Annotated in this window: 17 protein-coding genes; 12 read left to right on the top strand and 5 right to left on the bottom strand. The window is 68.2% G+C overall.

What is annotated here, in order from left to right; all coding sequences use genetic code 11:
- Nucleotides 1-121: 121 nt before the first annotated feature.
- The 6 genes from LCI23_RS11135 (at nt 122) to crtB (ending at nt 7,672) form a co-directional block, all read left to right on the top strand.
- On the top strand, nt 122-1,330 hold the full coding sequence (locus LCI23_RS11135; RefSeq protein WP_224946532.1) for a histidine kinase: 1,209 nt from the start codon (nt 122-124) through the stop codon (nt 1,328-1,330).
- Nucleotides 1,331-1,597: 267 nt separating this feature from the next.
- Complete coding sequence (locus LCI23_RS11130) at nt 1,598-2,656, top strand: polyprenyl synthetase family protein (protein WP_224946531.1); 1,059 nt, start codon at nt 1,598-1,600, stop codon at nt 2,654-2,656.
- 10 nt (nt 2,657-2,666) lie between these two features.
- A complete protein-coding gene (locus tag LCI23_RS11125; protein WP_224946530.1) occupies nt 2,667-3,983 on the top strand; it encodes a glycosyltransferase in 1,317 nt (438 codons plus the stop codon).
- A gap of 4 nt (nt 3,984-3,987) precedes the next feature.
- Nucleotides 3,988-5,157, top strand: coding sequence for a lycopene beta-cyclase CrtY (crtY, locus tag LCI23_RS11120; protein WP_224946529.1), 1,170 nt, complete (start codon nt 3,988-3,990; stop codon nt 5,155-5,157).
- A complete protein-coding gene (locus tag LCI23_RS11115) occupies nt 5,154-6,695 on the top strand; it encodes a phytoene desaturase (RefSeq protein WP_224946528.1) in 1,542 nt (513 codons plus the stop codon). Before crtY ends, LCI23_RS11115 begins: the two co-directional genes overlap by 4 nt.
- Complete coding sequence (gene crtB / locus LCI23_RS11110) at nt 6,692-7,672, top strand: 15-cis-phytoene synthase CrtB (protein ID WP_224946527.1); 981 nt, start codon at nt 6,692-6,694, stop codon at nt 7,670-7,672. The genes LCI23_RS11115 and crtB overlap by 4 nt, the downstream gene beginning before the upstream one ends.
- Here the strand turns inward: crtB and LCI23_RS11105 are convergent.
- Nucleotides 7,569-8,102 carry a sterol desaturase family protein gene (locus tag LCI23_RS11105; RefSeq protein WP_224946526.1) on the bottom strand — a complete coding sequence of 178 codons (534 nt, stop codon included), beginning with the start codon at nt 8,100-8,102 and terminating at the stop codon, nt 7,569-7,571. The two genes, crtB and LCI23_RS11105, sit on opposite strands and share 104 nt — an antisense overlap.
- A 138-nt stretch (nt 8,103-8,240) precedes the next feature.
- Here LCI23_RS11105 and LCI23_RS11100 point away from each other — a divergent pair, with 138 nt between their 5' ends.
- The 3 genes from LCI23_RS11100 (at nt 8,241) to nhaA (ending at nt 11,729) form a co-directional block, all read left to right on the top strand.
- A complete protein-coding gene (locus tag LCI23_RS11100; protein WP_224946525.1) occupies nt 8,241-8,654 on the top strand; it encodes a DUF2141 domain-containing protein in 414 nt (137 codons plus the stop codon).
- A gap of 211 nt (nt 8,655-8,865) precedes the next feature.
- Complete coding sequence (locus tag LCI23_RS11095; protein ID WP_224946524.1) at nt 8,866-10,353, top strand: sodium:alanine symporter family protein; 1,488 nt, start codon at nt 8,866-8,868, stop codon at nt 10,351-10,353.
- Between the two features lie 149 nt (nt 10,354-10,502).
- Nucleotides 10,503-11,729 (top strand): Na+/H+ antiporter NhaA, encoded by a 1,227-nt coding sequence (nhaA, locus tag LCI23_RS11090; RefSeq protein WP_224946523.1) that lies wholly within the window; start codon nt 10,503-10,505, stop codon nt 11,727-11,729.
- Between the two features lies 1 nt (nt 11,730).
- Here the strand turns inward: nhaA and LCI23_RS11085 are convergent, their stop codons facing one another.
- From LCI23_RS11085 to LCI23_RS11070, 4 genes are all read right to left on the bottom strand, one after another.
- On the bottom strand, nt 11,731-12,237 hold the full coding sequence (locus tag LCI23_RS11085; RefSeq protein ID WP_224946522.1) for a hypothetical protein: 507 nt from the start codon (nt 12,235-12,237) through the stop codon (nt 11,731-11,733).
- Between the two features lie 184 nt (nt 12,238-12,421).
- On the bottom strand, nt 12,422-12,961 hold the full coding sequence (locus tag LCI23_RS11080) for a hypothetical protein (RefSeq protein ID WP_224946521.1): 540 nt from the start codon (nt 12,959-12,961) through the stop codon (nt 12,422-12,424).
- Nucleotides 12,962-13,028: 67 nt separating this feature from the next.
- Nucleotides 13,029-13,712 carry a class I SAM-dependent methyltransferase gene (locus LCI23_RS11075; protein ID WP_224946520.1) on the bottom strand — a complete coding sequence of 228 codons (684 nt, stop codon included), beginning with the start codon at nt 13,710-13,712 and terminating at the stop codon, nt 13,029-13,031.
- A 16-nt stretch (nt 13,713-13,728) separates the two neighbouring features.
- The gene (locus tag LCI23_RS11070; RefSeq protein ID WP_224946519.1) at nt 13,729-14,667 is read right to left on the bottom strand and encodes a CysB family HTH-type transcriptional regulator; all 939 of its coding nucleotides are present in this window, start codon (nt 14,665-14,667) and stop codon (nt 13,729-13,731) included.
- 187 nt (nt 14,668-14,854) lie between these two features.
- Here LCI23_RS11070 and LCI23_RS11065 point away from each other — a divergent pair, with 187 nt between their 5' ends.
- Genes LCI23_RS11065 through LCI23_RS11055 form a run of 3 tightly spaced genes read left to right on the top strand, consistent with a single transcriptional unit; the run spans nt 14,855 to nt 17,835 of the window.
- A complete protein-coding gene (locus tag LCI23_RS11065) occupies nt 14,855-16,543 on the top strand; it encodes a nitrite/sulfite reductase (RefSeq protein WP_224946518.1) in 1,689 nt (562 codons plus the stop codon).
- Nucleotides 16,536-17,093 carry a DUF934 domain-containing protein gene (locus LCI23_RS11060; protein ID WP_224946517.1) on the top strand — a complete coding sequence of 186 codons (558 nt, stop codon included), beginning with the start codon at nt 16,536-16,538 and terminating at the stop codon, nt 17,091-17,093. The genes LCI23_RS11065 and LCI23_RS11060 overlap by 8 nt, the downstream gene beginning before the upstream one ends.
- Before the next feature lie 10 nt (nt 17,094-17,103).
- Complete coding sequence (locus LCI23_RS11055; RefSeq protein ID WP_224946516.1) at nt 17,104-17,835, top strand: phosphoadenylyl-sulfate reductase; 732 nt, start codon at nt 17,104-17,106, stop codon at nt 17,833-17,835.
- Nucleotides 17,836-17,843: the final 8 nt, after the last annotated feature.

Genomic DNA, 17,843 nt, shown 5'->3' with positions numbered 1-17,843 from the left:
GGCTGCGACACCGGCGCCCCCCCCGGGCGCCGGCCGCTCCTTGTCTCGCCTCAAGCCAGCTCCTGCCCCCAGGCCGTAATGTAGAGTTCCCGGCCCACGGGCCAGCTTCTAGCGTTTCCGCATGACACCACAACGACGCCAGCGCCGGCACAGATCCGGCAAGGCGGTTCTCGTCTTTTCCTTCCTGGGCGGCTATTGCGCCGGCCATGCAGCGGCCGCTGCCGCATTGCGGCCCGCGCGCAGCGTGCACCGTCCGGTGCGCGAATTCGACGGCCGCCGCATCGTCCACAGCGCCAGCGATGCCATCCTGACGCTCGACGAAGAGGCCGTGATCCTGTTCGCCAACCCGGCCGCGGCCAACATGTTCGCCAGCAGCGTGGCGGCGATGCAGGGCAGCCCGCTGGCGCGTTTCATCCAGGCGCGGGCGGCCAATGCCAGCTCGCCCTACGACTACTTCCCGGCCGGCGGCAGCCGCGCTGGACGGCGCGCCACCGACTACGCCGTCACCGGCATCCGCGCCAACGGCCAGCTGTTCCCGATCGAAGGCTCGGTCTCCACCATCGAGCACGGCGGACGCCAGCTGTGCACCGTGATCCTGCGCGACGTCTCCGAGCGCCACCTGGTGCAGCAGAAGCTGTCGCGCTCGCACGACCAGCTGCGCCAGCTGTCCGCCGCACTGCAGACCATCCGCGAAGAAGAACGCACCCACATCGCGCGCGAGCTGCACGACGACCTCGGCCAGCTGCTGGCCTCGCTGCGCATGGATCTCACCCTGCTGCAGGGAAACGACCGCCTGCCCGAACCGAGCCGGCGCCTGATCGCGGGCATGGAAACCAACCTGCTCACCGCGATCACCTCGCTGCGCCGCATCGCCACCAACCTGCGTCCGCGCGCCCTCGACGAGGGCGGCCTGTATTTCGCGCTGCAGGTCCTGCGCGACGAATTCACCGAGCGCCATGGCATCGCCTGCACCCTGCTGGCCGACGAGGCCGGTCTGCGCCTGGACGATACCGCCAGCACTGCCATCTTCCGCATCGTGCAGGAAGCCTTGACCAACATCGCGCGCCACGCCGGCGCGACCCGGGTCCTGCTCAGCCTCGAGCGCAGCGGGGACCAGTTGCAGGTGCGCATCAGCGACGATGGCCGCGGCATCCGCAACGAAGACATGGAGAAAAAGGAATCGCTCGGGCTGGTCGGCATGCGCGAGCGCGTCTGGGGCATGGGCGGCGAGATCGCCATCGGCTGCGAAGGCGGCAAGCATGCCGGCACCCGCATCGACATCACACTGCCGCTGGCCGCCCACCTGATCGGCGAAGTAGCGACAAGCTGAATCGCGCCCGGGCGCAGCCGCGGCGCGCAAGACGCGACCCTGGTTTGTCCCGCTGGCCTGCGTGCAACACGCGAAGATGGTCAGATAATCAAGTCTAATACCGCCTTTGGCCGATTCCCGCGCCGGCAGGACGGCGCGCGGGCGGCTGTCGATCGCCATGGCGCGCACGATTGAAAAAAATTGGCGATTACTCAATATTGCTTCCGGTATGATCGTCGGCAAATCTGGCAATTCTTGTTCTCAACTTTCGACCAATGGGGGCAGCGCATGAAAACGATGGCAGGGCGGCTCGATAGAGCGCGCAACCCGACACGCGGCGTCGGAATGGATGGCTACGAACTGGCGCGCGACGACGCCTTGCGCGCCGGCGGCCTGGACGACCTGCGTGCACTGATCGAAGCGCGCATGGCGGCGCTGCTGGCCGACTCCGGCGACGGCAAGGACCTGCTGGCCGCGGCCATGCGCGCTGGCGCGCTCGGCGCGGGAAAGCGCATGCGGCCGATGCTGGTGATGCTGGTGGCGCGCGACCTTGGCTGCACGTCGCCAGGCCTGGTGGACGTCGCCTGCGCGGTCGAGATGGTGCACGCCGCCTCGCTGGTGCTGGACGACCTGCCCTGCATGGACGATGCCCAGCTGCGCCGCGGCCAGCCGACCATCCACGTGCAGTTCGGGCAAGACGTCGCCATCCTGGCCGCCGTCGCCCTGCTCAGCCGCGCGTTCGGCGTGCTGGCCGGCGCCGCCGACATCGCACCCGTGACGCGCTCGCGCCTGGTGGCGCGCATGAGCGAGACGGTGGGCAGCCAGGGCCTGGTGCGCGGCCAGTTCCAGGACCTGCGCGGCGGCGCACGCAGCCCGGACGCCATCGCCACCACCAACGAACTCAAGACCGGCGTGCTGCTCGGCGTGGCGGCCGACATGGCCGCCATCGTGGCCAATGCCGGCGAGCGCGTGGCCCAATCGCTGCGCGCTTTCGCGCTGGCGGCCGGCCATGCCTTCCAGATCCGCGACGACCTGATCGACCTGCCCGGCAAGGACATCGTCCTGACCGGCACGGCCAGCGGCAAGGACAGCAACAAGGACCTCGGCAAGGCCACCCTGCTGGCCACGCTCGGCCTCGAGGAGACCCAGCACCAGCTGGCGCGCCACCTGGCCGATGCGCAGCGCCACCTTGATGCGGCGCTCGGCCCGCGCTCGGGCACCCGCCAGTTCCTCGACAGCCTGTTTGCGCAGGGCCGGGTCCGTGCGCGTGCCGCCGAGGCCGCCCCTGCCGCCGCCCCGCTACTGGCGGCCGAGGACGCGCGCAGCCGCGCCCTGCTGGTCAGCTGAGGACGCTCGCATGGCGCATTTCGGGATCGTCGCACCCGCGTTCTACAGCCACTTCAGCGCCCTGAGCGCCCTCGCCGGCGAACTGGTGGCGCGCGGGCACCGCGCCACTTTCCTGCACCGTCCCGACGCCGCCGCCTTCGTGCGCGACCCGCGCGTCGGCTTTCACACCGTGGGCGCGGACAGCCATCCCCCCGGCTCGCTGGCGGCCGTACTGGAACGCGCCGCGAATCCGGGCGGGCCGCTCGGCCTGCGCCGCGTGATCCTCGACATGGCCGGCAGCACCGACATGCTGTGCCGCGAACTGCCGCCGGCCATCGCGGCGCTCGGCATCGACGCCCTCATCGCGGACCAGATGGAAGCGGCCGGCGGCCTGGTCGCCGAGGCCATGGCGCTGCCCTTCGCCTCGGTGGCCTGCGCGCTGCCGGTGAACCGCGAGCCCGGCATCCCGCTGGCGGTGATGCCCTTCGACTATGCCGAGGACGAGCGCGCGCGCCACATGTACGAAGGCAGCACCCGCGTCTACGACTGGATGATGGGCCCGCACCGGCGCAGCATCGCCGCCAATGCGCGCAGGCTTGGCCTGGGCGCGCGCGACGGGCTACACGAATGTCTGTCGCCGCTGGCCCAGGTGAGCCAGACCGTGGCGGCCTTCGACTTCCCGCGCCACGCGCTGCCGCCCCATTTCCACCACGTGGGGCCCTTGCGTCCGACCGGCCAGCCGCAGGGTCCGGACGGGCGCAGCATGCCCGCCATCGCCGCCGGCCGCCCGTTCGTGTTCGCCTCGCTCGGCACCATGCAGGGCGGGCGCTTCGGGCTGTTCCGGCGCATCGCGCGCGCCTGCCGCGCGCTCGACGCACAGCTCCTGGTCGCGCACTGCGGCGGGCTGGATGCGCGCCAGGAAGCGCGGCTGCTGGAAGCCGGCGCCACCTGGGTGTGCGCCTTCGCCAACCAGGAAGCGGTGCTGGCGCGCGCCGACGCGGTGGTCTCGCACGCCGGCTCGAACACGGTCATGGACGCGATCGCCGCGCGCACCCCGATCCTGGCGCTGCCGATCGCCTTCGACCAGCCGGGCATCGCGGCGCGCGTGGCCCATGCCGGCATCGGCCTGAAGGCGTCGGCCCGCTTCACCGGCAGCGCCCGCATCGCCAGCCTGCTGCGCCGCCTGCTCGACGAGGACAGCTTCGCCGCGCGGCTGGAAGCACTGTCTTCCGGCGTGGCGCAGGCCGGCGGCACCCGGCGCGCGGCCGACATCATCGAAGCGGCGCTGCCCCTGCAGCAGCCGGCACCAGGCAGCAAGGCCGCCCGGGCCGCCTACGCCCTTGGATAAAGCAATGTACGACTACGACCTGGTACTGGCCGGCGGCGGCCTGGCCAACGGCCTGCTGGCCTGGCGCCTGCGCAGCCTGCGGCCGGAACTGCGCATCCTGCTGCTGGAGGGCGGCGAGCATATCGGCGGCAACCATACCTGGTCCTTCCATGACAGCGACCTCACGCCCGCCCAGCGCGCCTGGATCGCGCCGCTGGTGTCACACCGCTGGCCACGCTACCAGGTCGCCTTTCCGGAGCGCGCACGCACGCTCGAAGGCGGCTACGCCAGCATCGCATCGAACGACTTCGCGCGCGTGATCCAGGGCGCGCTCGGCGCCGCCCTGCGCACCCATGCCCGCATCGACAGCCTCGGCCCGACCACGGTACGCCTGCACGACGGCGCGACCCTGCGCGCGCGCGCCGTCATCGACGGGCGCGGCATGCGGCACAGCAGCCGCCTCTCGCTCGGCTACCAGACCTTCCTCGGCCAGGAACTGCGGCTGGCCGCGCCGCACGGCCTGGACTGCCCGGTGATCATGGATGCCACCGTCGCCCAGCAGGGCGGCTACCGCTTCGTCTACCTGCTGCCCTTCGGGCCCGACCGGATCCTGGTCGAGGACACGCATTACGTGGACAGCCCGGCCTGGCAACCCGAGCGCCTGCGCGCCAACATCGCCGCTTATGTCCAGGCGCGCGGCTGGCAGGCAAGCGAAGTGCTGCGCGAAGAACAGGGTTCGCTGCCGATCGTGCTGGCCGGCGAGTTCGAGGCCTTCTGGGACGAGCTGCACGGCCAGCCCAGCAGCGGCCTGCGCGCCGGCCTGTTCCATCCGACCACCGGCTACTCGCTGCCGCACGCGGTGCGCCTGGCCGACCGCGTGGCCGCCCTGCCCGAGCTCGATGCGGCGCCGCTGTTCGCCGCGATCCGCGCCGAGGCGAACAGCGCCTGGCGCGCACAACGCTTCTTCCGGCTGCTGAACCGCATGCTGTTCCTGGCCGGCGAGCCGGACCGGCGCTGGCGCGTGATGCAGCGCTTCTACGGCCTGCCCGCGCCCTTGATCGCGCGCTTCTATGCAGGCCAGCTGGGCCTGCTCGACAAGGCGCGCCTGCTCAGCGGCAAACCGCCGGTGCCGGTGGCGCAAGCCATGGCAGCGGCATGCAAGATCCACCCCGACCAGATCAGGAAACCCGCATGAACCCGTCCACTTCGCAACAACAACAGGCTGTCGTGATCGGCGCCGGCTTCGGCGGACTGGCGCTCGCCATCCGCCTGCAGGCCGCCGGCCGCCAGGTGACGCTGCTGGAAAAGCGCGACAAGCCGGGCGGCCGCGCCTACGTCTACGAAGACCAGGGCTTCGTGTTCGACGCCGGCCCTACCGTGATCACCGATCCGTCCTGCATCGAGGAGCTGTTCACGGTGGCCGGCAAGCGCATGCGCGACTACGTCGAGCTGCTGCCGGTCGCGCCCTTCTACCGCCTGTGCTGGGAAGACGGCAGCCACTTCGACTACGCCAACGACCAGGAGGCGCTGGACCGCCAGATCCACGCGCGCAACCCGCGCGACGTCGAAGGCTACCGCCGCTTCCTCGCCTATTCGAAAGCCGTGTTCGACGAAGGCTACCTGAAGCTGGGCGCGGTGCCTTTCCTCTCGTTTCGCGACATGATCGCGGCCGGCCCGCAGCTGGCCCGGCTGCAGGCCTGGCGCAGCGTGTACGGCATGGTGGCGCGCTTCATCGAAGACGAGCAGCTGCGCCAGGCCTTTTCCTTCCATTCGCTGCTGGTGGGCGGCAACCCGTTCGCCACCAGCGCGATCTACACCCTGATCCATGCGCTGGAACGCCAGTGGGGCGTGTGGTTCCCGCGCGGCGGCACCGGCGCCCTGGTGCGCGGCCTGGTGCGCCTGTTCCAGGACCTGGGCGGGCGCATCGAGCTGAACGCCCCGGTGGCGCAGATCGAGGCTTCCGGCAACCGCGTCACCGGCGTGCGGGTCGAGGACGGACGCCTGTTCGCTGCCGACGCGGTGGCTTCCAACGCCGACGTGGTGCACACCTACGACAAGCTGCTGGCCCGGCATCCGCGCGGCCGGGCGGAAGGCGCGGCGCTGCAAAAGAAACGCTTCAGCAATTCGCTGTTCGTACTCTACTTCGGCCTGGACAAGCACCACGAACAGCTGCAGCACCACACGGTGTGCTTCGGCCCGCGCTACCGCGAGCTGATCAAGGACATCTTCCAGGGCCAGCAGCTGGCCGACGATTTCTCGCTCTACCTGCACGCGCCCTGCGTCACCGATCCGTCGCTGGCGCCGCCCGGCTGCGGCAGCCACTACGTGCTGGCGCCGGTGCCGCACCTGGGCAATGCGCCGATCGACTGGACGGTGGAAGGTCCGCGCTACCGCGACCGCATCCTCGACTACCTCGAGCGGCGCTACATGCCGGGCTTGCGCAGCCAGCTGGTCACCAGCAGCTTCTTCACGCCGCTGGACTTCCGCGACCAGCTCAATGCCCACCTCGGCTCGGCCTTCTCGCTCGAGCCGGTCCTGACCCAGAGCGCCTGGTTCCGCCCGCACAACCGCGACAGCGAACTGTCCAACCTCTACCTGGTGGGCGCCGGTACCCACCCCGGCGCCGGCGTGCCGGGCGTGATCGGCTCGGCCAAGGCGACCGCCGGGCTGATGCTCGGCGCGGCCGCGCAGGCGCCCGCGTTCTCCCCGTCGGTGCAGGAGCTGCGCGCATGAGCGAAGCGCTGATGGAGCACGCCACCCGCAGCATCGAGGTCGGGTCGAAAAGCTTCGCCGCGGCGGCGCGCCTGTTCGACCCGGCCACGCGGCGCAGCGTGCTGATGCTGTATGCCTGGTGCCGCCACTGCGACGACGTGGTCGACGGCCAGGAACTCGGCTTCAATACCGCGGCCGGCGCGCCGCGCGATGCCGCCGCCAAGCTGGCCATGCTGGAAGAACAGACCCGGCGCGCCTATGCGGGCGAGCCGATGCGGGACCCGGCCTTCGCCGCCTTCCAGGAAGTGGCGCTGCGCCACCGCATCGCGCCGCGCTACGCGCTCGACCACCTGGCCGGCTTCGCCATGGACGTGCGGGAAACCCGTTATGAGACCATCGACGATACCCTGCGCTACTGCTACCACGTGGCCGGCGTGGTCGGCCTGATGATGGCTTCGATCATGGGCGCCCAGGACCCGCGCGTGCTGGACCGTGCCTGCGACCTGGGCCTGGCCTTCCAGCTGACCAATATCGCACGCGACATCGTCGAGGATGCCCGCATGGGCCGCTGCTACCTGCCGGCCCAGTGGCTGCGCGAGGCCGGCATTCCCTTGCAGGAACTGGCCGAGCCGCGCCACCGCGCGCAGCTGGCGACGCTGGCGGCGCGCCTGGTGGACCATGCGGAACCGTACTATGACTCGGCCGCCGCCGGCATCGCGGCCCTGCCGCTGCGCTCGGCCTGGGCCATCGCCAGCGCGCGCAATGTCTATCGCCAGATCGGCATCGAAGTGAAACGGCGCGGCGCCCACGCCTGGGATACGCGCGCCGGCACCAGCAAGGCGGCCAAGCTGCTGTTGCTGGCACGGGGCGCCGGGATGGCGCTCGGCTCGCGTTTCAGTGGGCGTGATCCTGCCGGGCAGGAGCGTGATCCGACCCTGTGGCGGCGTCCGGACGGCGCGGCGGGCGGCCACCGTGCAGCGCATGCAACTGCTGCTTGAGCCGGGCGACTGGAGGCGCATACAGGAAACCGAAGGACACGGCGCCCTCCTTGCCCTCGACCGCATGGTGCATCCGATGGGCCTGGTACAGGCGCTTGAGGTAGCCGCTGCGCGGCGTATAGCGCAAGGGCCAGCGCCCGTGCACCAGGCCGTCGTGGGCGACGAAGTACAGGGCGCCATAGGCGGTCATGCCGGCGCCGATCCACTGCAGCGGCCAGGCGCCCTCGGTGCCGAACCAGATCAGGGCGATCGCCACGCCCGCGAACACCACGGCGTACAGGTCGTTCTTCTCGAACCAGCCGGTGCGCGGCTCATGGTGCGAGCGATGCCAGCCCCAGCCGAAGCCATGCATCACATACTTGTGCGCGAGAATGGAAAACACTTCCATCAGCACGACGGTGAGCAGGACGATGAAGGCATTGAGCAGCATGGCGGGTGCAAGGTAAACGGAATACGCCGAGACTACCACAGGCGGCATGCCACGCAAGGGCCGCACGGGCGCGAAGACCGCCCGGGCGCGGTTCAGCGGCGGTACACATCAACGATCAACATCTACGAAAGGACATCCATGCGTCACCTCCTGCTTTCCTGCGCCCTGCTGCTGGCGGCCCTGCCTCTTGGCGCCGCCAGCGCGGCCACCATCGAGGTGCGGGTCACCAATGTCGGCGCCACGGGCACGCTCAGGGTCGCCGTGTGCGACCGCGAGCGCTACCTCAAGGCCTGCCCCTACAGTGCCTCGGTCGCGCCCCAGGCCGGCCAGACCACCGTCACCCTGAAGGACATCCCGCCCGGCACCTGGGCCGTGCTGGCCTACCAGGACGAGAACGAGAACAAGCAGCTCGACCGCAACTTCATCGGCATTCCTACCGAAAACTACGGCTTCAGCCGCGATGCCGTCGGCCGCTTCGGGCCGCCGGAATTCGAGGAAGCCGCCATCGAGGTGCGCGATGGCACGACGGTGGCGCCGATCGCGCTGCATTGAGGCGGCATTCAGGCACTCCCTCCACCGGAAACGTGCGCGGCGCGCACCACGGCCAAGCCGACCGGACCGCCCAAAAAATAACGGTAGGAATCGCCCAAGGCTTCATGTATCTTTGCTATCCACGAGAGGCCGGGCAGCGTTTCCGGCCGTGTCCACAACACGAAAGCGGGGTCGCACGGCCCGCGTCTCCTAGCTACGGGGAACCAAGTACATGAACGAGTTGGTCAACACCTTGAATGAATATGTCTGGAGCACGGCACTGATTGCGCTGTGCCTGGGCACCGGCCTGTATTTCTCCATCCGCTCGCGCTTCCTGCAAGTGCGCCACCTGCGCGAAATGACGCGCCTCATGATGGACGGGAAAAGCTCCGACCAGGGTGTCTCTTCCTTCCAGGCCCTGACCATGACCCTGGCCGGCCGCGTCGGCACCGGCAACATCGCCGGCGTCGCCACCGCCATCACCTTCGGCGGCCCCGGCGCCGTGTTCTGGATGTGGATGGTGGCCTTCCTCGGCGCCAGCTCGGCCTTCGTCGAATCCACCCTGGGCCAGGTCTACAAGGAATCGATCAACGGGCAGTACCGCGGCGGCCCCGCCTTCTACATCGAGAAGGGCCTGGGCATGAAGTGGTATGCCCTGCTGTTCGCCTTCGTGACCATCTTCGCCACCGGCCTGCTGCTGCCCGGCGTGCAGGCCAACTCGATCGCCGAAAGCCTGAAGACCGCGGCCGGCGTCGACACCACCATCACCGGCGTGCTGCTCGCCATCGCACTGGCCTTCATCATCTTCGGCGGCGTCAAGCGCATCGCCACCTTCGCCGAAGTCGTCGTGCCCTTCATGGCGCTCGGCTACATCGTGGTGGCCTGCATCATCGTCGCCCTGCACATCGAGCAGCTGCCGTCGGTGCTGGCGCTGATCTTCAAATCGGCCTTCGGCCTGGAAGCCGGGTTCGGCGCCATCCTCGGCCTGGCGATCCAGTGGGGCGTCAAGCGCGGCGTGTACTCGAACGAAGCCGGCCAGGGTACCGGCCCTCACGCGTCCTCGGCCGCGGAAGTCAGCCACCCGGCCAAGCAGGGCCTGGTGCAGGGCTTCTCGGTGTATGTCGACACCCTGTTCGTGTGCTCGGCTACCGCCTTCATGCTCCTGATTACGGGCCAGTACAACGTGCAGGCGCCGGACGGCAGCCCGATGTTTACCGGCATCCAGGGCGTGGCCGCCGGCCCCGGCTATGTCCAGACCGCGCTGGAGAACATCCTGCCGGGCTTCGGCTCGCTGTTCGTCGCCATCGCCCTGCTGTTCTTCGCGTTCACCACGATCGTCGCCTATTACTACATCGCCGAAACCAACATCGCCTACATCAACCGCACTGTCGGCCGCCCATGGCTGACCTTCCTGCTGAAGATCGCGCTGGTCGGCTCCACCTTCTACGGCACCATCCGTACCGCCGACGCGGCCTGGGCACTGGGCGACCTGGGCGTCGGCCTGATGGCCTGGCTGAACATCGTGGCCATCCTCCTGATGCGCAATACGGCCTTCAAGTGCCTGCGCGACTACGAGGCGCAGAAGGCCCAGGGCAAGGACCCGGTCTTCGATCCGGTGGCGCTGGGCATCAAGAATGCCGACTACTGGGTCGGGCGCAACGCCGGCCTGCAGCAGGGCAAGGCCAACGGCGGCACGGTCACGGCCGAAACCACCAGCTGAGCAGTGCCATCGGCGTGGCCGCGCCTGCCGGGCGTGGCCACCCAGCCATTCCTGTTATACTGCCTGCGGGTGTTCGTACCATGCGGGTACGACAGGATGTGCGAAGGTCGGGCCGCCTCGCGGCTTTTTTGCGCCCCGGCGCGACCACCATGCACATCGAACGCCGCCTCTCCCTGTCTTTCAAGGAATTCTTCGAATCGAGCAAAGCGGGTGGCATCGTCCTGATCGCCTGCACCCTGATCTCGCTCGCCCTCGCCAATTCTTCCTTCGGCCCCGCCTGGCTCGGCCTCTGGCAGCACTACGTCGCCGGACTCAGCATCGAGCACTGGGTCAACGACGCCCTGATGGCGATCTTCTTCCTCTTGATCGGCCTCGAACTCAAACGCGAACTGGTCAACGGCGAGCTGTCCGACCTGCGCAATGCCATGCTGCCGATACTGGCCGCCGTGGGCGGCATCGCGGTGCCGGCCCTGATCCACTTCAGCCTGAACGGCGGCACGCCGACCCAGGCCGGCGTCGGCATCCCGATGGCGACCGACATCGCCTTCGCCCTCGGCGTGCTGGCCCTGCTGGGCAGCCGGGTGCCGGCCTCGCTGAAGATCTTCCTGACGGCGCTGGCCGTGATGGACGACCTTGGGGCAATCATTGTCATCGCCCTGTTCTACACCAGCGAGCTGTCCTTCCTGTACCTGCTAGGTGCGCTGGGCGTGTTCGCCGCGATGCTGGCGCTGAACCGCGTGCTGCGCGTGATGGCGCTGCTACCCTTCCTGCTGGGCGGCGCGCTGATGTGGTTCCTGATGCTCAAGTCCGGCGTGCACGCGACCATCGCCGGCGTGCTGCTGGCGTTTGCCATTCCCTATTCGAGCAGGGAAGACGACGCCGCCTCGCCCTCGCACCGGCTCGAGCACATCCTGCACAAGCCGGTGACCTTCCTGATCCTGCCGGTCTTCGCGCTGGCCAACACCGGGATCGTGATCGGGGACGGCTGGGCCACGGAACTGCTGGGCGCAAACAGCCTGGGCATCATCGCGGGCCTGGTCCTCGGCAAGCCGGTGGGGATCTTCCTGTTCAGCTTCGGGGCGGTAGCGCTCGGCCTGTGCCGCCTGCCGCTGGACCTGGCCTGGCGCCACGTCGTCGGCGCCGGCCTGCTGGGCGGGATCGGCTTCACCATGTCGATCTTTATCACCAACCTGGCCTTCACCGGTGCCGCCGAGACCATCAACGCGTCCAAGATGGCGATCCTGGCCGCTTCCCTGGCGGCCGGCGTCGCCGGCTTCACCTGGCTCAAGCTATGGGGCGCGCCGCTGGCGAGCGACCGCGATACCGATACGCTGGACTATATGCTGGATGACAGGGCGCCGGACGGCACCCGCTGAATCAGGCGTAGGTCCGTTGCAGCGCGGTGCGCCCGTGCGCGCGCTGGCCGCTGGTCGACAGGGCCACGATCGCGCTGCCCGCGGCGACGACCAGCGCATCTTCAATCAGTCCGCTGCGGGTCTGGCCCATTTTCGCCATCGCCTGCTTGCGGCCAGCCAGCGTGAGGTAGGCGAGCGGCACGGCGGTGGCGACGGCCAGCGCCGCGCCCGCCTTTTCATTGCCGCGCGGCGCCAGCGCGGCGCCGGCGATGCCCGCACTCATCACGCGCGCCAGCAGTCCCAGGAAGACGGTGCGGTCGGGCGCCGACTTCATCTTGTCGCCATACAGCTCGCCGGCGCCCATCGCCAGCGCGCCGTACTTGAACAGGGGACGGTCGAGCAGGAACAGCTCGCCGGGGGTGCGGCGGCCCGCGAGACGGGCGGTGGCGATGGTCGCCATCGGCGTCATCGAGCGCGCGCTGGCGACGGCGCCGATCAGTACGGAAGAAAGCAGGCTGCGAAAGTTCATCTGGCGACTCCTGTGCAAGTGAAGGTTGCCCGAGGCGCCGCACCCGGGGGTGCGCATGTGGCAGCCTCGGCCGTTTAAACGCTTGCTCGACTGTAGTCAATCCTGCGGCGCCGTGTCGCCCGCCACGTTCACCTGAAAATGCCGCAAGCCGCCGCGGGTGCGATGCAAGCCCGCACGGCTGGCCTCAGCGCTTCTCGGCCAGGATCTTCTGCAGCAGCTTGAAGGCTTCGCGCTCGATGAGCGGCGCCGCATCCGCCAGTTCCTTGCTGGCCTTCACGTAGGCGGCGCGCTTGCGTTCCTTTTTCTCTTCCGGCGGCACCACCGACTTCATGCCCGGCATCTGGATCTGGGCCGCGCTGTTGTACTTCTCGTGCAGCACACGCTTGCCATACGGCGTCTGGTAGAAGCGCGTCATCTCGGCCGCGGTGTCGGCGGAGATGACCGGTGCCAGGGCCGGGGCCAGGCGCCGCGCCACCTCGGCCGGCGGGGTCTGGCCGATGCGGGCGAACACCGCCTGGCGCTGGGCTTCACTGGCATAGCGGCTGCGCGCGGCGACGCTGCGCAGGACTTTCTCGACCTGCATCGTGGCGAGCAGGTCCTGCACCGCCTGCACGTGGGCGGGGGTGGGTGCTGCGGCATGCGGTGCGGGCACGGCGGCGGCGCTGGCGGCCGGATTGGCAAAGACCAGCGACAGGCCCAGTACGGATGCGGTGACAAACTTCATGGACGTCCTTTCGGATGGGATGGGTTTAATAGCCGCAGTATATTGTGCTGATAGCAAAAGGCGCGTCCTACTTCAGGCGGCAGGTCAGCGCCCAGCAGCTGTCCCAGCGCCCGATCTTGATCTCGCGTACCGCCGTGCCGAGGCGCTTGCGCAGCGCGCTGTCGGTCGGGTAGTTCTTCGGCAGCTCGTGGCGCCTGCCCTCGGCATCCGTGAACTGGGCCCAGGTATTGCCTTGCGCGTCGGTGCGCGCCACCGTCGGGCTGGCGCCTTCCACGTATTCGTCGTCGATCAGCACCAGCAGCGCGTTGGCACCGACCCGGGCGCGCAGGCCGGCGAGGAAGGCATCCTGCTCTTCTTTCCTGAAATGCGACCACAGGAAGCCGGCGAACACGGCCGTGATTTTCCCGACTTCGTTGCCGAGGTCGGTGGGCAGGTTCAGCGCGTCCACCACGCGGTACCGCACGTTCTCCAGCCCTTCCCCATGTTCGCGCGCCACGGCCAGCATCGCTTCGCTGATGTCGGTGGCCAGCACCGACTGCGCCGTCTCGGCGATCACGTCGGTGAAATAGCCGGTGCCGCAGCCCAGCTCCAGCACCGTATGCCCCCGCATCAGCTCGGCGACCTGCTCGGCCACGTCGTCCAGGTCGTCCTGGCGTTCCTCGTCGCTCTCGTCGTGGAACTGGGCGTCGTAGTGCTCGGCGATGGCGGTGTAGAAGTCGGCAACCGGGTTGTTGCCAGGGATGTTGCTCATGGTGTTTCCTTGTTGATTACAGTTCGTAGTTGTCGCCGCCGCGCATGGCGGACTCGACCATCTTGCGGTTGAGGGTCGGGGCGAGCAGTTCGATGAAAGTATAGATATAGCTGCGCAGGTAGGCGCCCTGCTTCACCGCCACCCGCGAGACGTTCATGCCGAACAGCTGGCCCACGGGAATCGCGCGCAGGTTGCGGTCGCGTTCCGGGTCGAAGGCCATGCCGGCGATGATGCCCACGCCCATGCCCAGCTCGACATAGGTCTTGATGACGTCGGCGTCGATCGCTTCCAGCAGCACGTCGGGTTTGAGGCTGCGCAGGCCGAAGGCGTGGTCGATCTTGCTGCGGCCGGCAAAGGCGGCGTCGTAGGTGATGACCGGATAGCTGGCGATCTCTTCCAGCGACACCGCCTTCGAGCGCAGCAGCGGATGTTCCGGCGGCACCACCACCATGTGCTCCCACTGGTAGCAGGGCAGCGTGATCAGGCCGTCGACGGCGGCGATCGCTTCGGTGGCGATGGCCAGGTCGGCCTGGTCGTTCTTGACCATGTCGGCGATCTGCTTCGGGTTACCCTGCAGCAAGGACAGGCGCACTTTCGGAAACTTCTGCATGAAGGCCTGCACCACCTTGGGCAGCATGTAGCGCGCCTGGGTGTGGGTGGTGGCGATGGTGAAGCTGCCGCTGTCGTGGGCCGCATATTCCTTGCCGATGCGCTTGAGGCTGTCGATCTCCTGCATGATCAGTTCGACCGACTGCAGCACCAGGCGGCCCGGCTCGGTCAGCCCGCGGATGCGCTTGCCATGCCGGGTGAAGATGTCGACCCCGAGCTCTTCCTCCAGCTCGATGATGGCTTTCGAGACCCCGGGCTGGGAGGTAAACAGTGCCTTGGCCGCATCGGTCAGGTTGTAGTTCTGGCGGACGGCTTCGCGCACGAAGCGCAGCTGGTGGAGATTCATTGAATGGTTCGGTTCCTGGAGTTCTTGTTAAAGCGGCAGCAGACGACATTCTAAGATGCTTATTCAAGTTGCGCATATAAGCAAATGAAATCTCCGTAGTTTGGAATATAAGCACCCCACCCTACACTGGCCGCACCCTTTCATGGGTGGACAATGTTGCCAGGGTCCGCCCCCATCGGACGAGACCATGTACCGCTACGACCACTACGACCACCTCATCGTGCGCGAGCGCATCGCGCAATACCGCAGCCAGGTGGAACGGCGCCTGAGCGGCGAACTGACGGAAGAAGAATTCATCCCGCTGCGCCTGCAGAACGGCCTCTACATGCAGCGCCATGCCTACATGCTGCGCGTGGCCGTGCCCTATGGCCTGCTGGCCTCGAGGCAGATGCGCATGTTCGCCCACATCGCGCGCAAGTACGACCGCGGCTACGGCCACTTCACCACGCGCCAGAACATCCAGTACAACTGGATCGACCTGGAAGACACCCCGCAGATCCTGGAAGACCTGGCCTCGGTCGAGATGCACGCCATCCAGACCTCGGGCAACTGCATCCGCAACATCACGACCGACGAATTCGCCGGCGTCGCCGCGGACGAGATCATCGATCCGCGTCCCTTTGCCGAGATCCTGCGCCAGTGGAGCACCTTCCATCCCGAGTTCATCGCCCTGCCGCGCAAGTTCAAGGTGGCGATCAATGGCGCTTTAGAGGACCGCGCCGCGATCGCCATCCACGACATCGGCCTGACCCTGGTGAAGAACGACGACGGCGAAGTTGGCTTCAAGTTCATGGCCGGCGGCGGCATGGGCCGTACGCCGATCCTGGGCTCGGTGATCCGCGAGTTCCTGCCCTGGCAGCACATGCTGACCTATACCGAAGCCGTGATGCGCGTGTACAACCAGCATGGCCGCCGCGACAACAAGTACAAGGCGCGCATCAAGATCCTCTTGAAGGCCCTCGGCGTCGAGGAATTCACGCGCCAGGTCGAAGAAGAGTGGAAGGACCTGAAGGATGGTCCGGAGACCCTGACCCAGGAGGAATTCGACCGCGTCGCCCAGTGGTTCCAGCCGCATGGCTACGCTGAACTGGACGACATCGACCCGGCCGCGGCCCACGCCGACAACCGCGCCTTCGCCAACTGGGTCAACCGCAACGTCAAGCCGCACAAGGTGCCCGGCTATGCCGCCGTGGTGCTGTCGCTGAAGAAAACCGGCGTGCCGCCGGGCGACGCCACCGCCGAGCAGATGGACTTCGTGGCCGACCTGGCCGACCGCTACAGCTTCGGCGAACTGCGCGTGACGCACGAGCAGAACCTGGTGCTGGCCGACGTCGAGCAGAGCAAGCTGTTCGAGCTGTGGCAGCTGGCCAAGAGCCGCGGCCTGGCGACGCCGAACATCGGCCTGCTGACCGACATCATCGCCTGCCCCGGCGGCGACTTCTGCTCGCTGGCGAACGCCAAGTCGATCCCGATCGCGGCCGCCATCGCCGAGCGTTTCGACAACCTCGACTTCCAGCACGACATCGGCGACATCGAACTGAACATCTCGGGCTGCATCAACGCCTGCGGCCACCACCACGTGGGCGCGATCGGCATCCTCGGCGTCGACAAGGACGGCAGCGAGTGGTACCAGGTGTCGATCGGCGGCGCCCAGGGCAACCTGTCCGCCATCGGCAAGATCATCGGCCCGTCCTTCTCGGCCGTGCAGATGCCGGAAGTGGTGGGCCGCCTGCTGGAAGTCTATGTGCGCGAGCGCTTCGAGGGCGAGCGCTTCGTCGACACCGTGCAGCGCCTGGGCATCGCGCCCTTCAAGGAACACGTCTATGCCACGCCGATCGCGGCTGGCCAACCCGTGGGAGAAGACCAATATGCTTAATGCGCACAAGCAGATCATCAGGCATCGCGAAGTGGTCGACGACGACTGGTCGGTGCTGCGCCTCGAACCGGAGCAAAGCGCCGAGACCGTCGAGGTCCCGGAAGGCAGGATCATCGTACCGCTGGGCGTGTGGCTGGCGCAGCGCGCCGCGCTGTCGGCGCGCGCCGAGATCGGCGTCTGGCTCGCGCCCGACGAGCAGGCCGCCGCGATCCGCGACGACCTGCCGCGCTTCCAGGTGGTGGCGGTGGACTTCCCGAAGTTCTCGGACGGGCGCGGCTATTCGACCGCCTTCAACCTGCGCAGGCGTCTTGGCTACACGGGTGAGCTGCGCGCCATCGGCGACGTGCTGCGCGACCAGCTGTGGCCCCTGTCGCGGGTCGGCTTCGATGCCTTCGCCACCCGTCCGGACCGCAGCATCCACGACGCCCTGAAGGGCTTGACCGTGTTCTCGGAAACCTACCAGGCTTCCGTGGACCAGCCGCTGCCGCTGTTCCGACGCGCGCCGCGCGGCACGCCGCCGGAACTGACGGACGTCGGCGCGGGCATCTAAGGAAAACACCATGAGCGATCTTCACCATCGCGTCGAAGAAACGGGGGCCATCCTGGCGCGCATCGCGCGCGACTACTCGCCCGCCGTGTTCGCATCGAGCCTGGCGGCCGAAGACATGGTCTTGCTGGACCTGATCCTGAAAGCGGCACTGCCGATCGGGATCTTCTCGCTCGAGACCGGCCGCCTGCATGCCGAAACGCTCGACATGCTGGACCGCGTGCGCGCGACCTATGGCATTGATATCGCCCTGTTCAAGCCGCAACCGGAAGCCGTGCAAGCCTACGTCGCCAACAACGGCCTGAACGCCTTCTACGACAGCGTCGAGATGCGCAAGGAATGCTGCCGCATCCGCAAGGTCGAGCCGCTCGGCCGCGCCCTGGCCGGCAAGCGGGCCTGGATCACCGGCCAGCGCCGCGCCCAGTCGAGCACGCGTGCCGAACTCGCGGTGCAGGAGATGGATGCCGCGCATGGCATGCAGAAGTTCAACCCGCTGGCCGACTGGTCGGAGCAGGATGTCTGGGAATACCTGCGCACGCACCATGTCCCGTACAACGCCCTGCACGAGCGCGGCTTCCCGTCGATCGGCTGCGAACCCTGCACCCGCGCGGTCCAGCCCGGCGAGGACGTGCGCGCCGGCCGCTGGTGGTGGGAAAACCCCGAATCGAAGGAGTGCGGCCTGCACGTGGTCGACGGCAAACTCGTACGCATCCAATCCGTGGCGGCCCGGGCCTCCACTCCATGACGGAACAC

The organism is Massilia sp. MS-15, assembly GCF_020176695.1.
GTDB lineage: Bacteria > Pseudomonadota > Gammaproteobacteria > Burkholderiales > Burkholderiaceae_D > Telluria > Telluria hydrophila.
This window is presented reverse-complemented; position numbering and strand designations above follow the sequence as displayed.

Bases quoted from the DNA above. Each gene is read 5' to 3' on its own strand.
- LCI23_RS11080 (WP_224946521.1), bottom strand. From the start codon at position 12,961: ATGAAGTTTGTCACCGCATCCGTACTGGGCCTGTCGCTGGTCTTTGCC.
- LCI23_RS11055 (WP_224946516.1), top strand. From the start codon at position 17,104: ATGAGCGATCTTCACCATCGCGTCGAAGAAACGGGGGCCATCCTGGCG.
- LCI23_RS11060 (WP_224946517.1), top strand. From the start codon at position 16,536: ATGCTTAATGCGCACAAGCAGATCATCAGGCATCGCGAAGTGGTCGAC.
- nhaA (WP_224946523.1), top strand. From the start codon at position 10,503: ATGCACATCGAACGCCGCCTCTCCCTGTCTTTCAAGGAATTCTTCGAA.
- LCI23_RS11115 (WP_224946528.1), top strand. From the start codon at position 5,154: ATGAACCCGTCCACTTCGCAACAACAACAGGCTGTCGTGATCGGCGCC.
- LCI23_RS11130 (WP_224946531.1), top strand. From the start codon at position 1,598: ATGAAAACGATGGCAGGGCGGCTCGATAGAGCGCGCAACCCGACACGC.
- LCI23_RS11070 (WP_224946519.1), bottom strand. From the start codon at position 14,667: ATGAATCTCCACCAGCTGCGCTTCGTGCGCGAAGCCGTCCGCCAGAAC.
- LCI23_RS11075 (WP_224946520.1), bottom strand. From the start codon at position 13,712: ATGAGCAACATCCCTGGCAACAACCCGGTTGCCGACTTCTACACCGCC.
- LCI23_RS11125 (WP_224946530.1), top strand. From the start codon at position 2,667: ATGGCGCATTTCGGGATCGTCGCACCCGCGTTCTACAGCCACTTCAGC.
- LCI23_RS11135 (WP_224946532.1), top strand. From the start codon at position 122: ATGACACCACAACGACGCCAGCGCCGGCACAGATCCGGCAAGGCGGTT.
- crtB (WP_224946527.1), top strand. From the start codon at position 6,692: ATGAGCGAAGCGCTGATGGAGCACGCCACCCGCAGCATCGAGGTCGGG.
- crtY (WP_224946529.1), top strand. From the start codon at position 3,988: ATGTACGACTACGACCTGGTACTGGCCGGCGGCGGCCTGGCCAACGGC.
- LCI23_RS11105 (WP_224946526.1), bottom strand. From the start codon at position 8,102: ATGCTGCTCAATGCCTTCATCGTCCTGCTCACCGTCGTGCTGATGGAA.
- LCI23_RS11085 (WP_224946522.1), bottom strand. From the start codon at position 12,237: ATGAACTTTCGCAGCCTGCTTTCTTCCGTACTGATCGGCGCCGTCGCC.
- LCI23_RS11095 (WP_224946524.1), top strand. From the start codon at position 8,866: ATGAACGAGTTGGTCAACACCTTGAATGAATATGTCTGGAGCACGGCA.
- LCI23_RS11100 (WP_224946525.1), top strand. From the start codon at position 8,241: ATGCGTCACCTCCTGCTTTCCTGCGCCCTGCTGCTGGCGGCCCTGCCT.
- LCI23_RS11065 (WP_224946518.1), top strand. From the start codon at position 14,855: ATGTACCGCTACGACCACTACGACCACCTCATCGTGCGCGAGCGCATC.